Source organism: Pseudomonas sp. 44 R 15, assembly GCF_900004965.1.
Lineage (GTDB): Bacteria > Pseudomonadota > Gammaproteobacteria > Pseudomonadales > Pseudomonadaceae > Aquipseudomonas > Aquipseudomonas orientalis_A.
The window spans coordinates 99,209-114,267 of sequence record NZ_CVTU01000117.1 but is presented as its reverse complement, the minus strand read 5'-3'; the positions used below and the strand labels follow the sequence as shown (position 1 = coordinate 114,267).

The 15,059-nt window shown below is 61.1% G+C and carries 12 protein-coding genes and 1 pseudogene; 5 read left to right on the top strand and 8 right to left on the bottom strand.

Annotated features, from left to right (window positions below):
- The first annotated feature begins 167 nt into the window (after positions 1-167).
- Entirely contained in the window at positions 168-1,514 is a 1,347-nt protein-coding gene (gene algB / locus BFP93_RS24865) for a sigma-54-dependent response regulator transcription factor AlgB (RefSeq protein ID WP_057725682.1), read from the top strand.
- Between the two features lie 10 nt (positions 1,515-1,524).
- Complete coding sequence (locus tag BFP93_RS24860) at positions 1,525-3,312, top strand: ATP-binding protein (RefSeq protein ID WP_065895291.1); 1,788 nt, start codon at positions 1,525-1,527, stop codon at positions 3,310-3,312.
- 8 nt (positions 3,313-3,320) lie between these two features.
- Here the strand turns inward: BFP93_RS24860 and BFP93_RS24855 are convergent, their stop codons facing one another.
- From BFP93_RS24855 to BFP93_RS29440, 6 genes and pseudogenes are all read right to left on the bottom strand, one after another.
- The gene (locus BFP93_RS24855) at positions 3,321-4,097 is read right to left on the bottom strand and encodes an N-acetylmuramoyl-L-alanine amidase (protein WP_065895290.1); all 777 of its coding nucleotides are present in this window, start codon (positions 4,095-4,097) and stop codon (positions 3,321-3,323) included.
- Between the two features lie 89 nt (positions 4,098-4,186).
- Positions 4,187-6,235: a GGDEF domain-containing protein gene (locus BFP93_RS24850; protein ID WP_065895289.1), complete on the bottom strand. Its 2,049-nt coding sequence runs from the start codon at positions 6,233-6,235 to the stop codon at positions 4,187-4,189.
- The gene (locus BFP93_RS24845) at positions 6,232-7,110 is read right to left on the bottom strand and encodes an endonuclease/exonuclease/phosphatase family protein (RefSeq protein WP_065895288.1); all 879 of its coding nucleotides are present in this window, start codon (positions 7,108-7,110) and stop codon (positions 6,232-6,234) included. Before BFP93_RS24845 ends, BFP93_RS24850 begins: the two co-directional genes overlap by 4 nt.
- A 10-nt stretch (positions 7,111-7,120) precedes the next feature.
- Entirely contained in the window at positions 7,121-7,756 is a 636-nt protein-coding gene (gene dsbA, locus BFP93_RS24840) for a thiol:disulfide interchange protein DsbA (RefSeq protein WP_065895287.1), read from the bottom strand.
- 168 nt (positions 7,757-7,924) lie between these two features.
- Positions 7,925-8,536 (bottom strand): c-type cytochrome, encoded by a 612-nt coding sequence (locus BFP93_RS24835; RefSeq protein ID WP_065895286.1) that lies wholly within the window; start codon positions 8,534-8,536, stop codon positions 7,925-7,927.
- 33 nt (positions 8,537-8,569) lie between these two features.
- Positions 8,570-8,671, bottom strand: a pseudogene (locus tag BFP93_RS29440) (cytochrome); the annotation flags it as partial.
- Positions 8,672-8,882: 211 nt separating this feature from the next.
- On the opposite strand from BFP93_RS29440, the gene yihA reads away from it, so the two are divergent.
- The gene (yihA, locus tag BFP93_RS24830) at positions 8,883-9,524 is read left to right on the top strand and encodes a ribosome biogenesis GTP-binding protein YihA/YsxC (RefSeq protein ID WP_042943980.1); all 642 of its coding nucleotides are present in this window, start codon (positions 8,883-8,885) and stop codon (positions 9,522-9,524) included.
- Positions 9,525-9,793: 269 nt separating this feature from the next.
- On the opposite strand, the gene polA is transcribed toward yihA, so the two are convergent.
- Positions 9,794-12,589, bottom strand: coding sequence for a DNA polymerase I (gene polA / locus BFP93_RS24825; RefSeq protein ID WP_065895285.1), 2,796 nt, complete (start codon positions 12,587-12,589; stop codon positions 9,794-9,796).
- Between the two features lie 74 nt (positions 12,590-12,663).
- On the opposite strand from polA, the gene BFP93_RS24820 reads away from it, so the two are divergent.
- Together BFP93_RS24820 and BFP93_RS24815 are read left to right on the top strand one after the other, a co-directional pair.
- Complete coding sequence (locus BFP93_RS24820) at positions 12,664-12,954, top strand: DUF2782 domain-containing protein (RefSeq protein WP_017528747.1); 291 nt, start codon at positions 12,664-12,666, stop codon at positions 12,952-12,954.
- Between the two features lie 56 nt (positions 12,955-13,010).
- Positions 13,011-13,964 (top strand): homoserine kinase, encoded by a 954-nt coding sequence (locus BFP93_RS24815; protein ID WP_065895284.1) that lies wholly within the window; start codon positions 13,011-13,013, stop codon positions 13,962-13,964.
- A 143-nt stretch (positions 13,965-14,107) separates the two neighbouring features.
- On the opposite strand, the gene BFP93_RS24810 is transcribed toward BFP93_RS24815, so the two are convergent.
- Entirely contained in the window at positions 14,108-15,037 is a 930-nt protein-coding gene (locus tag BFP93_RS24810; RefSeq protein WP_065895283.1) for a zinc ABC transporter substrate-binding protein, read from the bottom strand.
- Positions 15,038-15,059: the final 22 nt, after the last annotated feature.

The following is a 15,059-nucleotide window of genomic DNA, read 5'->3' as shown; positions in this document are numbered from 1 at the left end:
CGAGAAGCTATGAAAACGCCACTAGATCGGGCCTTTTACTAGGGCGTGTAGGAAGATGTGCAGATAGCTACGCGATGCTTCCTTTTATCGATCAGAATAAACCATGCAACTTGCCCGATTATTCCGGGACTAAACACCAACATTCACAGTTAAGGAGCGCGGGACAGATGGAATCAGCCAAGGAACTTCAAGGCCGCATTCTTTTAGTGGATGACGAGTCCGCGATCCTCCGGACCTTCCGCTATTGCCTGGAAGATGAAGGCTACACCGTCGCCACCGCCAACAGCGCAGCCCAAGCCGATGCCTTGATGCAACGCCAAGTGTTCGACCTGTGCTTTCTCGACCTGCGCCTGGGCGAGGACAACGGCCTGGATGTATTGGCGCATATGCGTATTCAAGCGCCATGGATGCGTGTCGTGATCGTTACCGCCCATTCGGCGGTGGACACTGCAGTCGATGCGATCCAGGCCGGCGCCGCCGACTACCTGGTCAAGCCCTGCAGCCCGGATCAACTGCGCCTGGCCACCGCCAAGCAGCTGGAAGTACGCCAGCTCTCGGCACGGCTGGAAGCCCTGGAAGGCGCGGTGCGCCAGCCCAAGGACGGCCTCGACTCCCATAGCCCGGCCATGATGGTGGTACTGGAAACCGCACGGCAGGTCGCCGGCACCGATGCCAATATCTTGATCCTCGGCGAGTCAGGCACCGGTAAAGGCGAGTTGGCGCGGGCCATTCACGGCTGGAGCAAACGCTCGAAAAAATCCTGCGTGACCATCAACTGCCCATCGTTGACCGCAGAACTGATGGAGAGCGAACTGTTCGGCCACAGCCGCGGCGCATTTACCGGCGCCAGCGAGAGCACATTGGGCCGCGTCAACCAGGCCGACGGCGGCACGCTGTTTCTCGACGAGATCGGCGACTTTCCGCTGACTCTGCAACCCAAGTTGCTGCGATTCATTCAGGACAAGGAATACGAGCGAGTGGGCGACCCGGTTACCCGTCGCGCGGACGTGCGTATTCTCGCCGCCACCAACCTGAACCTGGAAGACATGGTGCGCGACGGCCGCTTCCGTGAAGACTTGCTGTACCGCCTCAATGTCATCACGTTGCACCTGCCGCCGCTGCGCGAGCGCAGCGAAGACATCCTCACCCTGGCCGACCGCTTCCTGGCGCGTTTCGTCAAGGAATATGCCCGCCCGGCGCGCGGCTTCAGCGATCAGGCGCGCGAAGCGCTGCTCAACTATCGCTGGCCCGGCAACATCCGCGAGCTGCGCAACGTGGTGGAGCGCGCCAGCATCATCTGCCCTCAGGAGAAGGTCGAGATCAGCCACCTCGGCATGGCCGAGCAACCGACCAACAACGCCCCACGCATCGGTGCGGCACTGAGCCTGGACGAATTGGAAAAAGCCCATATCGGCGCGGTACTTGCCACCAGCGATACGCTGGATCAAGCCGCCCGCACCCTCGGCATCGATGCGTCGACCCTGTATCGCAAACGCAAACAGTACAACTTATGAGCTGTACTTCATGAAGCTCGCGATGAAACTGCGCACCCGGTTATTCCTGAGCATCTCGGCGCTGATCACCGTGGCCCTGCTGGGGCTGATCCTGGGCCTGGTCAGCGTGATGCAGATGGCCAAGACCCAGGAGTCGTTGATTCGCAGCAATTTCGTCACCCTCGACCTGGGCGTGAAGTTGCGCCAGAGCCTGGGCGATCAACTGATCATGATGCTCGAAAAGCGGCCTGATCCGGCTGCCCTGCAAGCCTCCAAACAGCGCTACTTTGACCTGTTGGACCAGGGCATAGCCCATGAACAGAGTGACGGTCACACCCACGGTTTCGAGCAGGCACGCGAGGACTATCAGAACCTGCTGCAGGCTTTTGACGAGTCTCAACAGAACCCGTCTCTGCCGAGCAGCAGGCAAAAGCTCACTGAAGCCTTCAATACCCTGCGCAACGGGCTGATCGTCCACCACAAGCTGGCGCTGGAAAATATCAGCACCAGCGAGCATAAATCCCGTGAACGTGCGCTGCTCGTCGCCAGCTTGCTGGGGCTGGTGGGCCTTGCGGTGTTGATCATCGGCTTCGTGACCGCCCATGGCATTGCCCGGAGATTCGGTGCGCCCATCGAAGCGCTGGCCAAGGCTGCCGATAAAATCGGGCAAGGCGATTTCGAAGTGACATTACCGATATCGACGGCTGCGGAAATGAACCTGCTGACCCGTCGCTTCGGCATCATGGCCGAGGCCTTGCGCCAACACCAGGCCACCAATGTCGATGAGTTGCTCGCCGGTCAGCAGCGCTTGCAGGCGGTGCTCGACAGCATCGACGATGGCCTGCTGATGATCGACCGCCAAGGCCGCCTTGAACACCTCAACCCCGTCGCGCAACGCCAGCTGGGTTGGGACGAAGAACGCCTCGGCCAGGGCCTGGGCGAAGCGCTGGGCCGCCCGGAAATGGATGAACAACTGCATCTGGTGCTGCGCGGCGGCAACCTGGAGCGGGCGCCGGAAGATCTGGAAGTGGAAGTCGAAGGTGAGCTGCGCCTGCTGACGTACAGCCTGACCCCGGTAAGCCACACCGAGGGGCATATTCTGGGCGCCGTGATGGTGCTGCATGACGTCACCGAGCAACGTGCCTTTGAGCGGGTGCGCAGCGAGTTCGTGTTGCGCGCCTCCCATGAATTGCGCACACCGGTGACCGGTATGCACATGGCCTTCGGACTTTTCCGCGAACGAGCCAAGTTCCCGGCTGAGTCACGCGAAGCCGACCTGCTGGACACGGTCAACGAAGAAATGCAGCGGTTGATGCAGTTGATCAACGATTTGCTCAACTTCTCGCGCTACCAGAACGGCCTGCAGAAACTCACGCTGGGGCCGTGCGACGTCACCGACCTGCTGGAACATGCCCGGGCCCGGTTCGCCGAGCCGGCGAACGCGCAACGCGTCGAACTGCTGGTGGAAGCCCAGTCAGGCCTGCCACGCCTGTACGCCGACCAGGCGCAACTGGAGCGCGTGCTCGACAACTTGCTGGGCAATGCCCTGCGGCATACTGCCGAGGATGGGCAGATTCGCCTGCAGGCGCGACGTCATGGCGAACGGGTGATTATCAGCGTCGAGGACAACGGTGAAGGCATTGCCTACGGCCAGCAAGGGCGCATTTTCGAGCCCTTCGTGCAGGTAGGGCGCAAGAAAGGCGGCGCCGGCCTGGGGCTGGCGCTGTGCAAGGAGATCGTGCAATTGCACGGCGGCCGCATGGGCGTGTATTCACGGCCGGGGCAGGGCACACAGTTCTATATGGCCTTGCCTCTGTAAGCACCCATTCAGCGTTGGTTCAAGGCGCGCAGGATCGCCGCGCTTTGTGCATCCGGCGTTCCGTCGAACAACGATGGGCGGAAACGCATCTGGAATGCGGCGATCACGTGACGCGTGGCCACGTCCAGCTCACCGGTTTGCGGCGTCGGGTAGCCCAGACGCGCCAGTTCTTCCTGGAACCAGGTGATGCTCGGCAACTGCACCGCGTACTGCTGCTGGAATTGAGCCACTGCCTGGGCATTCGGCCAGACCCCCAGGCCCTCATCGGCCAGGCGCTTCCATGGGAACAACGGGCCCGGGTCCAATTTGCGCAGCGGCGCGATATCGCTATGCCCGATGATGTTCCTGGGGTTGATACCGTTACGCTTGCTGATGTCCTTGAGCAGCACCACCAGCGACTTCACCTGCGCCTCGGAATACGGGTACCAGACCCGGCCGGTCGGAGTATCGCTATAGCCGGGGTTGACGATTTCGATGCCGATGGAGCTGGAGTTGAGCCAGGTACGCCCCATCCACTCGCTTTCCCCCGCATGCCAGGCACGCTGGCTTTCATCAACCAGCTTGTAAATTGTGCCTGAGGCGTCATCGCCGATCAGGTAATGGCTGCTGACCTGGCCGTGGGTCAGCAGCGCCAGGGAACGCTCGAGGTTGGCAGAGGTGTAGTGCACCACTACGAACTGCACGCGGTTGTCGTGATTCACGGAAGGATGGCTGGTATTGAGGCGCGGGCCGCTGGAGCAGCCGGCGAGCAGAACAACGGCAACGGCGATGAAGAAAGATTTCATAGGAGAAGGCATTACACAAAGGACGATAATGCAACAGTGTAACGTACCGCTGGCGGGCAAGCGGTCAAATTACATATTCAGAACATTTTTTACGCCGCCTGCACCCGATTACGCCCCGCCGCCTTGGCCCTGTAAAGCGCTTCATCGGCACGCTTGAGTACCAGGTCACTGCGCTCGCCCGGCTGGAACTGCGCCACCCCCATGGATACCGTGATGGTCACCGGCTCGCCCTTGAAGTGGAACGGGCAAGCCTCGATGGCCACTCGCAACACGTCACCGACAGCCAAGGCATCCGCCAGGGCTGAATCGGGCATCAACAACACAAATTCTTCGCCGCCGAAGCGCGCAATGAAATCAGTCGGGCGCAGGCGTTTGCGCAGCACATTGGCGATGATCTTCAGGACTTTATCGCCGGCCAGGTGGCCGTAGCCGTCGTTGATGCGCTTGAAGTGGTCGAGGTCCAGCATGGCCAGTGACAGGCTGTTGCCACGCTGGTGCCAGGCATTGACCTCATGATCCAGGCGCTCACTCCAGGCCGCGCGGTTGGGCAGGCCGGTGAGCGGATCGATCAGCGCCTTCTGGCGCTGTATCTCCAAATGCTCACGATAGCCCTGGGCTTCCTGCTCCATGTTCGCCACCCGTTCAGCCAGGCCCTGGAGCCGCGCGGCCACTTCCTGCTCGCGCTGGTCGCGCTGTTGTCGGTGCTCGTCCATGGTGCCGAGCAAGCCCTCGAGGTGGCTCTCCAGCACCTGCTTGAGGCTGTCCAGATCGGCGGCGTCCTGCACGCTGCTTTGCAGGCCGTCTACCTGTTCGCGAATTTGCGTGTCCAGCTCCCGCGCGGCGGAGCGGCTGTCGGCGTGCCCTTCGCTGGCGACCTGCAGGTGACCCTGGAATGCCTCAAGACGCTCGTTGAGCTGCTTAAGGTAAGCCTCGAACTCATGCTGGCCGCTGTCGGTAACCGCCAGCATCAGCACCGCCAGGTCATCGAGGATCGGCAGCAGCTCGTACCAGTTCAAGCCATGGGCCAGACGTTCGCGCATGGCTTCGGCCTGTGGTCGGTGGCCCTCGGGCAGGGCCAGGTCTTCCAGCAGGCCGAGTAAGGTGTCTTCAATATGCTTGGCAACCGAGCTATAGGAAGGCTCGGGCGAATCGGGCAGGGCGTAGAGACCATCCGACTGCAGGGCGTCGGAGTCAGGCTCTGCGGTATCCAATACGGGCGGGAGTGAAAGGCTGCCGATCAGCGTTTCCTCTGGCGTATCGACGGGGTCTTGGGGCGCTTCGATAAAAGCCGCGAGTGCGCTTTCGGCAGCGGCGTCTTCGGCTGGGGTGTCAGGCGCCTCACGATCGAAGGCTTCGTCGGGCATGGGCGCGAGCGACGTTTGAGCAGGCACTTGGAGCTCGGACTTTACGCTGGCCGGTGCCTCTTTGACGGCGGCCGCAGGCTCAGGCGCAGAGACGTCCGTTGTCGGCGGCAACGGCGCGAAAGCTCGCAATGCCTGGGTCAGTTCCTCGGACTGCGCGGGCTCCGGGGCTTCAGGCGCTGCAGGCGAGGGCGCGACGGAGAGCGGCGCAGGGGGTGTCTCGGGCTCGGGCGCTTCGCTCGAGTGCTCCTTGGCACCAAACAGGCGCTGCAATAACCCGGGCCCGGAGCGCGGCGTTTCGCCATCCGGCTCCAGGTTATTCAGCGCCTGTTCCTGCAGGCTGCTCAACTCGCTGAGCAGCAGCGGTATTTCCCGTGCCTGCCCGACTCGACCGTCAAGCTGCTTGGCGAAGGTTTTCAGCGGGCGCGCCACCTCACGGGGCAGCGGCAGTTTCTGCAACTGCGCGACCAGGGCGGTGAGGGCGGTACTGATTTGGTCAACCCGGGTTTCGCGGCGCTGCTCGGAATCCAGCACGGCCTTTTCCAGACGCGGCAGCAGGGCGGCCAGGGCAGCGTCCATGTCGTCAGTGCGCACGACATCGCGCATTTCCTTCATGCATTGATCGACAGCGCGGTCAGTCCCTTCCGCCGCCAGCGTGCTGCGCACCAGCCCTCGACGTAACAGATCGAGGCGGGCGGCCCAGCGGCGTTCGAGCTTGTCTTGCTGCTCAACGCCTTTAAGGTACTTTTCTTTCCAGCGCTGGGCGTCGTCGCTCATGCAACAGGTCCGCCGGGGCCAGGACTCAACGCGGGGAACGCATCAGCCGTCAGAAAGCCCGGCAGACGAATTTCCACCGCGACCGGCAGGTGATCGGAAATGGGGTGCGCCAGCACCTGCACACTTTCCAGTGTGAGGCTCGGGCTGAGCAGGATATGGTCCAGACAGCGCTGCGGGCGCCAACTGGGAAACGTGGCTTCGACTTGCGGCGCCAGTAGGCCGAGGTCACGCAGCGGGGAATTCTGCAGCAGGTCGTTGGCGTGGGTGTTCATGTCCCCCATCAACACCTGGTGCTTGTAGTTGCCAATCAAGTCGCGCACGTAGGCCAACTGAAGGTTGCGCGTACGCCCGCCGAGGGCCAGGTGCATCATCACCACTACCAAGGCTTCCGGGCCTTCGCCGAAGCGCACCAGGATCGCACCACGCCCCTTGGGGCCTGGCAACGGGTGATCCTCGATGACTGTCGGCTTCAGGCGACTGAGCACACCATTGCTGTGCTGCGCCAGGCGCCCGAGGTTGCGATTGAGTTGCTGGTACCAGTAGGGGAAGGCACCGAGCTGGGCAAGGTGCTCCACCTGATTGATGTAGCCGGAGCGCAGGCTGCCGCCGTCGGCTTCCTGCAGGGCGACCAGGTCGAAGTCGCTGAGCAGGTCGCCGATTTTCTGCAGGTTGCCGGTACGCCCCTTGTGGGGCAGCAAGTGCTGCCAGCCACGCGTGAGGTAGTGCCGATATTTCTCGGTACTGTTACCCACCTGAATATTGAAACTGAGCAGGCGCAAGCGGCTGTCCGCCGGCAGGCCTGTGGACTCCAGGTGATGTTCGTTGACCTGCGGATCATGCAGGCCGACGACACGCTCGGTACCCCAACGACGCATGGCGAGCCCCTTACTTGGCTGCGCGCTCTTTGGCGATCAGCTGGTCGGCGACATTGAGGACCGCTTCAGGACCACCGGCAGTGCCAAGGTCAAAACGGTACTTGCCGTTGACGATCAGGGTCGGTACGCCTTGCACGCCATACTTCTGCGCGAGTTCCTTGGCCTGCTTGATCTGGCCCTGGATGGCAAAGGAATTGAAGGTGGCCAGGAACTTGTCTTTATCGACACCTTGGGTGGCCACGAAGTCAGCCATTTCTTCCGGCTTGGTCAGGCGCTTGCCTTCTTTCTGGATCGCGTTAAATACCGCGTTGTGGACCTTATGCTCCACACCCATGGCTTCCAGGGTCAGGAACAGCTGGCCGTGGGCATCCCATGGGCCACCGAACATGGCCGGAATGCGTTTGAAGTTCACGTCCTTGGGCAGCTTCTCGGCCCAAGGGTTGATGGTCGGTTCAAAGGCGTAGCAATGCGGGCAGCCATACCAGAACAGCTCCACCACCTCGATTTTGCCGGGCACCGAAACCGGGACCGGGTTAGTCAGTTCAACGTAGGTTTTACCGGCTTCAAGCGGCACGTCGGCAGCTTGTGCGGTCATGCCGAAGAGACTGGCAGTGACGAGAGCGGCGCTGAGGATCAGTTTACGCATGCTTTACTCCTGGACAAATAAAGTCGCCTCACGCGACCTTTATGTGTGACAGGTCTACGCGGACATGAGTTCGTTAGTGTAACGGCAGCGGCCACAAAAAAGGGCGGCCGTGGCCACCCTTTTTATGCTTGCATCGACGGATTAATCGAGCGTTAACGTTGCCGTCTGTCAGTGCAGGCCCTGGATGTAACTGGAGATTGCAGCAATGTCTTCATCGCTCAGTTTGCGGGCGATGGTGCGCATGGTCATTGCGTCGCCATCATTGGCCCGGCCGGCGTCTTCCTTGCGGAAGTCGGTCAGCTGTTTGGCGATGTAGGCAGCGTGCTGGCCGCTCAAGTGCGGGAAGCCGGCGGCGGCGTTGCCTGCGCCATTTGGCGAATGGCAGCCGGTACAGGCGGGCAGGCCCTTGTCCAGGTCGCCGCCACGGAACAGTTTCTCGCCGCGGGCGACCAGTTTCGGATCAGCAGCTCCCACACTGCCTTTCTGGCTGGCAAAATACGCCGCGATGTCAGCGATGTCCTGATCGCTGGAGTTGGCCAGCAAGCCGGTCATTTCCAGCACCACGCGCTTGCCATCCTTGATTTCGCGCATCTGCTTGGCCAGGTAACGTTCACCCTGGCCGGCCAACTTGGGGAAGTTCGGCGCCGGGCTGTTACCGTCCGGTCCATGGCAAGCACCACACACGGCGGCTTTCGCCTGCCCCGCGGTAGCGTCGCCTGCGGCATGGGCAACACCGGTGATGCCCAAGGTCAACAGCAGACTCACGATCAGTTTGTTCATCAGCTAATCCAACTACGGCTAAGGGTTTAAGAGTTATCTACCGGGTTTACTCACCATCAACTCATTGATGGCCTGGTAATCCTCGGTACTGCAGTCCATGCACAAACCACGCGGCGGCATTGCCTTGAAACCCTGGGGCAATCACTTGATCATGTGGCGATCAATTCAGGGTTTGAGAGCGTTTTGCGTTCTAATGCGCAATAAAGGTCTTTTCGCTCCCGTGAACGTCATCCTTCGCTGGGACAAAGCACACACAAAATCTGCGGCATTATATACTGGCGCTACTGAAACGGAAACGACACCGCTTGCCGCACCCTTTTTCGGCACCGCCCACATCGGAAATCTCATGCAACTCAAGAATCCCATCCTCGGCCTGTGCCAACAGTCCACCTTCATGCTCAGCGCCGCCAAAGTGGACCAATGCCCCGATGACGAAGGCTTTGAAGTCGCCTTTGCCGGCCGTTCCAACGCTGGCAAGTCCAGCGCACTGAACACGCTCACCCATGCCAGCCTGGCACGCACCTCGAAAACCCCGGGTCGCACGCAGTTGCTCAATTTCTTCAAGCTAGACGATGATCGGCGTCTGGTCGACCTGCCGGGCTACGGTTATGCAAAAGTCCCTATCCCGTTGAAGCTGCACTGGCAGCGTCACCTGGAGGCTTACCTGGGTGGTCGGGAGAGTTTGAAAGGTCTGATCCTGATGATGGACATCCGTCATCCAATGACCGATTTCGACTTGTTGATGCTCGATTGGGCGGTCGCCAGCGGCATGCCGATGCATATCCTGCTGACCAAGGCCGACAAGCTGACCTACGGCGCGGCCAAGAACACCCTGCTCAAGGTGCAGTCCGAAATCCGCAAGGGTTGGGGCGATGCCATCACCATCCAATTGTTCTCCGCGCCAAAGCGCATGGGCCTGGAAGACGCCTACACCGTACTGGCCGGCTGGATGGAATTGGCGGACAAGGGCGCGGAAATCGCCGAATAACTTTTGCGCAGGCAAAAAAAACCCCGGACTTCGTATGGGGAGGGGAAGTTCGGGGTCCAAGTTCCGAACCGCTAGGGCGGGGTCCGGATATCTGCCAACACTTAACACAACATAGGAGCATTGAAGGGCTTCACCACCCATTCAGTAACTCTGAGTGGCAGTTCACAGGTTAAGTTCCGGCAGGTTCAAAAAACACTTGGAAATAACTGACGGTAGCTTCCGATCTAAAGCGTTTCGCCATCACCGGGTGTGACGGCGAAACCGCAGAATCAATGCGCCTCGTCCCAGTTATCGCCCACGCCCACGTCCACCACCAGAGGCACGTCCAACTGAGCCGCAGCGCTCATGTGCTCGCGAATTCTTTCGCTGACCTCGGCGACCAGATCCTCACGGACCTCCAGTACCAGTTCGTCGTGCACCTGGAGGATAACCTTGGCGTCCAGGCCTGACTCAGTCAGCCAGTCGTCCACCTTCACCATGGCCTTCTTGATGATGTCCGCTGCCGTGCCCTGCATCGGCGCGTTGATCGCGGTGCGTTCTGCCGCCGCGCGCTCCTGGGGCTTGTTGGAGTTGATGTCCGGCAAGTACAGGCGCCGCCCGAAGAAGGTTTCCACGTAGCCCTGGTCCGCCGCCTGGGCACGGGTGCGCTCCATGTACTCGCGCACACCGGGGTAGCGGGCGAAGTAAACATCGATATAGGCCTTGGCAGTCTTGGTGTCGACGCCAATGTCCTTGCCCAGCTTCTGGGCGCCCATGCCATAGATCAGGCCGAAGTTGATCGCCTTGGCGCTGCGGCGCTGGTTGGAGGTGACCTCGCTCAACTCAACCTTGAACACCTCGGCAGCCGTGGCGGTGTGCACGTCCAGGTCGTTGCGAAAGGCATTCATCAACCCTTCGTCCTTGGACAGGTGCGCCATGATTCGCAGTTCGATCTGCGAGTAGTCCGCCGCCAGCAGCTTGTAACCCTTGGGCGCGATAAACGCCTGGCGAATGCGTCGCCCCTCGGCGGTGCGCACCGGGATGTTCTGCAGGTTCGGATCGCTGGAGGACAGACGCCCGGTCGCCGCCACCGCCTGGTGGTAGGACGTATGAATACGCCCGGTACGCGGGTTGATCTGTTCCGGCAGACGGTCGGTGTAGGTGCTTTTTAGCTTGCTCATGCTGCGGTACTGCATGAGTACCTTGGGCAATGGAAAATCATCCTCCGCCAGCTTGGCCAGCACTTCTTCAGCGGTGGATGCCTGGCCCTTGCCGGTTTTTTTCAACACGGGCATGCCGAGCTTCTCGTAAAGGATCGCCCCGAGCTGCTTGGGCGAACCCAGGTTGAATGCCTCACCGGCGATTTCGAAGGCCTGGCGCTCCAGCTCGATCATCTTGTTGCCCAGCTCGATGCTCTGGATGCCCAGCAGGTCCTTGTCCACCAAGGCGCCCTGGCGCTCGATACGCGCCAGCACCGGCACCAGCGGTATTTCGATATCCGTCAGCACACTGGCCAGGCTCGGGATCGCGGTCAACTTCGCGTGCAGTGCCTGATGCAGGCGCAAGGTCACGTCGGCATCTTCGGCCGCGTAAGGGCCGGCTTGCTCCAGAGCGATCTGGTCGAAGGTCAGCTGCTTGGCGCCCCTGCCGGCGATGTCCTGGAAGCTGACGGTGGCGTGGTCCAGGTACTTCTTCGCCAGGCTGTCCATGTCATGGCGGGTCGCGGTGGAGTTCAGCACGTAGGATTCGAGCATGGTATCGAAGGCGATGCCGCGCACGGTGATGCCCTGCGCCGGGTCGCCACCGATGGCGCAGTTGGCCAGGATGTTCATGTCGAACTTGGCGTGCTGGCCGACCTTGAGCTTGGCCGGATCTTCCAGCAAGGGCTTCAAGGCCAGCAGTACGGTGTCACGGTCCAATTGCTCCGGCGCACCCGTGTAGGCATGCGTCAGCGGGATATAGGCGGCTTCGTGGGCCTGTACCGCAAACGACAGCCCAACCAATTGGGCCTGTTGGGCGTCGATCCCGGTGGTCTCGGTATCGAAGGCAAACAACGTCGCGTCGTTGAGTTTCTTCAGCCACAGATCAAACGTGGCCTGGTCAAGAATGGTGGTGTACACCGTCTCCACCGGCACCGCGAGAACCGCCTCGGCAGGCAGCTCGGCGGCAGGTGCAACTTCGTTGGTCGCCTTGAGTTCGACACGCTTGCTATCGCGCTGGATCTCGTCGTACCAGCTCTTGAACTCGAGCAGCGTGTACAGCTCCAGCAACTTTTCGCGATCCGGCTCGATCAGGTGCAAGTCGTCCAGGCCGATGTCCAGGGGCACGTCGATTTTGATCGTCGCCAGCCGATAGGACAGGAACGCCATCTCCTTGTGCTCTTCCAGCTTGGCCGGCAGCGTCTTGGCGCCCCGAATCGGCAGGGTCGGCACAATGTCCAACTGCTCATACAGCTCTTTGAGACCGCCATTGACCCCCACCAGCAGACCGGAGGCGGTCTTCGGACCGATGCCGGGCACCCCAGGGATGTTGTCGGAGGAATCGCCCATCAACGCCAGATAATCGATGATCTGCTCCGGAGCGACGCCGAATTTCTCCTTTACGCCCTCGATGTCCATCGAACTACCGGTCATGGTGTTGACCAAGGTAATGTGCCCGTCCACCAGTTGCGCCATGTCCTTGTCGCCGGTGGAGATCACCACCGGACGGTCAGCGGCGGCGCTGCTGCGGGCCAGGGTGCCGATCACGTCATCGGCCTCGACGCCTTCGACGCACAGCAACGGGAAGCCCAGGGCGATCACGCTCTGGTGCAGGGGCTCGATCTGCAGGCGCATGTCATCGGGCATGCTCGGGCGATTGGCCTTGTAGTCGGCGAACATTTCATCGCGAAAGGTCCCGCCCTTGGCGTCGAATACCACGGCGAACGGGCTGTCCGGGTATTGCTTGCGCAGGCTCTTGAGCATGTTCAACACGCCCTTGACCGCACCGGTCGGCAGGCCTTTGGAGGTGGTCAACGGTGGCAGCGCGTGGAAGGCGCGGTACAGATAAGAAGAACCGTCCACCAGGACGAGGGGCGCTTGGCTCATGAGCAGGATCAACCTTTTCGGCGGGTCAGGCGCTAGAATAGCCGGACCAATGAAAACAAAGGGACAAGGTTATCATGCGTACATTCAATCGCCTGCTGTTGACTGGCTTGATTGCACTCGCTCCGATGGCTGCCATGGCGGCAGACGATGCGCCATCGGGCGATCCGGAAGTGACCATTCGCACGGAAGGCGACAAGACCATCCAGGAGTACCGTCAAAACGGCTTCCTGTATGCCATCAAGGTAACGCCAAAAGGCGCTCCACCGTATTTCCTGGTACGCGCGGATGGAACTGACGCGAACTTCATCCGTTCTGACCAGCCGGATATGCTGATCCCGTCATGGAAGATCTTCGAATGGAAATGATTCCCTAATTTCAACCGGCGCCGCCCTGAGCGGCGCCCGTAACGGCAGTTTTAACCATGTCTGTGTTCACCCCCCTGGCTCGGTCCGAGCTGGAAACCTTTCTTGCCCCTTATGGGCTCGGCCGCCTGCTTGATTTCCAGGGGATTGCCGCCGGTAGCGAAAACACCAATTTCTTTATCAGCCTGGAGCAGGGCGAGTTCGTCCTGACCCTGGTCGAGCGCGGCCCCGTGGCAGAAATGCCGTTCTTTATCGAACTGCTCGACGTGCTCCACGACGCCGACCTGCCGGTGCCCTACGCCCTGCGTACCACCGACGGTATCGCTTTGCGCGAACTCAAGGGCAAACCCGCCTTGCTGCAACCGCGCCTGGCCGGCAAGCACATCACGCACGCCAACGCCCAGCATTGCGCCCAGGTCGGCGACCTGCTCGGCCACCTGCACCTGGCGACCCAGGGCGACAAGGTCCTGGAGCGCAAGACCGATCGCGGGCTGGAGTGGATGCTCAGTGAAGGCGCGCAGTTGATTTCGCATCTGAACGACGCACAACAGCGCCTGTTGCAGGACGCGTTGAACGAGATAGAAGCCCACAAGGCGCAGATTCTCGCCCTGCCACGCGCCAACGTTCATGCCGACCTCTTTCGCGACAACGCGATGTTCGAAGGCACGCACCTGACCGGCCTGATCGACTTCTACAACGCCTGCTCCGGGCCGATGCTGTATGACGTCGCCATCGCCTTGAATGACTGGTGTTCGAACGCCGACGGCGTGATTGATGGGCCGCGCGCCCGTGCGCTGCTGGGTGCTTATGCGGGGTTGCGGCCGTTTACCGCCAAGGAAGCCGAGCTATGGCCGACCATGTTGCGTGTGGCGTGCGTGCGGTTCTGGCTGTCGCGGCTGATCGCAGCCGAGTCGTTTGCCGGGCAGGATGTGCTTATTCACGACCCTGCCGAATTCGAGCATCGCCTGCTGCAGCGCCAACAGGTGGCTGTGCATCTGCCGTTCGCGCTCTAAAGACCTGCTCGCTCCAAATGTAGGAGCGAGCTCGCTCGCGAAAAACGTCAACGATAACGCGTGCTTTCTGAATGAACGCGGCGCCTGTGAGTTTTTCGCGAGCAAGCTCGCTCCTACAACAAGCCTTAACGCTTGCCCCACATTTAGAGTGACTCCAGGCACCCGGCCAGGTCGTTGCCCAATTTCTCCAGCACCTGCTCATACCCCTGCGCAGTGGCCGGGGTGTAGCCGCCCAGCGCATCCAGCTCTGCCAATTTAACCGGCAACCCGGCAACCAATGTTTCGGCCAATCGCGGCCGCAGCGGCGGCTCGCTGAACACGCACGTCTTGCCCACTTCCTGCAGCCGCGTACGCATCGCCGCCACATGCTGGGCGCCGGGCTGCACTTCGGCGGCTACGCTGAACACGCCGGTGTGCTTCAAGCCGTAAGCGTCTTCGAAGTAATCAAAGGCCTCGTGAAACACAAAGTAAGGCTTGCCTTCAACACCTGCCAGACGCTTCTTCAAGCGTATATCCAAAGCATCCAGGCGACCCGCAAAGGCTTTGGCGTTGCTCTGGTAACGCTCGGCGTTGGCCGGGTCGGCCGCACTGAGGTCAGCCGCCATGCGCGCCGCGATGACACGCGCGTTCACCGTCGACAACCACAAATGCGCATCAACGCTGCCGGGACGATGATCGTGATCATGCTCGTCGGCTTCGTCGGCATGGGAGTGGCTATCTTCGCCGAAACGGCGCAGTTTCATGCCTGGCAGGTCCTGCACGGCGACCGTCGCCGCGGTACGGCCTTTCAGCACGCGCGGCAGAAAAGTTTCCATGTCAGGCCCGATCCAGTACAGCAGGTCGACCGACTGCACGCGCCGTACGTCGGATGGACGCAAGGCGAAGTTATGCGGCGACGCACCCGGCGGCAACAACACCTCCGGAACGGCCACTCCGTCCTGCACAGCCGCGGCGATCAGTTGCAGCGGCTTGATGCTGGTCAGCACCTTGACGTCGGCCTGAGCGGCGCCAGCCACGAACAAACTGGTGACAAATACGACAAAAACGGGAAAAAGTCGGGACACGATGACCACTCAATGGCATAGGAACAGGTAA

Coding starts and splice junctions, on each gene's coding strand:
- yihA (WP_042943980.1), top strand. CDS start 8,883: ATGCAACTCAAGAATCCCATCCTCGGCCTGTGCCAACAGTCCACCTTC.
- algB (WP_057725682.1), top strand. CDS start 168: ATGGAATCAGCCAAGGAACTTCAAGGCCGCATTCTTTTAGTGGATGAC.
- BFP93_RS24850 (WP_065895289.1), bottom strand. CDS start 6,235: ATGAGCGACGACGCCCAGCGCTGGAAAGAAAAGTACCTTAAAGGCGTT.
- polA (WP_065895285.1), bottom strand. CDS start 12,589: ATGAGCCAAGCGCCCCTCGTCCTGGTGGACGGTTCTTCTTATCTGTAC.
- BFP93_RS24820 (WP_017528747.1), top strand. CDS start 12,664: ATGCGTACATTCAATCGCCTGCTGTTGACTGGCTTGATTGCACTCGCT.
- BFP93_RS24835 (WP_065895286.1), bottom strand. CDS start 8,536: ATGAACAAACTGATCGTGAGTCTGCTGTTGACCTTGGGCATCACCGGT.
- BFP93_RS24845 (WP_065895288.1), bottom strand. CDS start 7,110: ATGCGTCGTTGGGGTACCGAGCGTGTCGTCGGCCTGCATGATCCGCAG.
- BFP93_RS24860 (WP_065895291.1), top strand. CDS start 1,525: ATGAAGCTCGCGATGAAACTGCGCACCCGGTTATTCCTGAGCATCTCG.
- BFP93_RS24855 (WP_065895290.1), bottom strand. CDS start 4,097: ATGAAATCTTTCTTCATCGCCGTTGCCGTTGTTCTGCTCGCCGGCTGC.
- BFP93_RS24815 (WP_065895284.1), top strand. CDS start 13,011: ATGTCTGTGTTCACCCCCCTGGCTCGGTCCGAGCTGGAAACCTTTCTT.
- dsbA (WP_065895287.1), bottom strand. CDS start 7,756: ATGCGTAAACTGATCCTCAGCGCCGCTCTCGTCACTGCCAGTCTCTTC.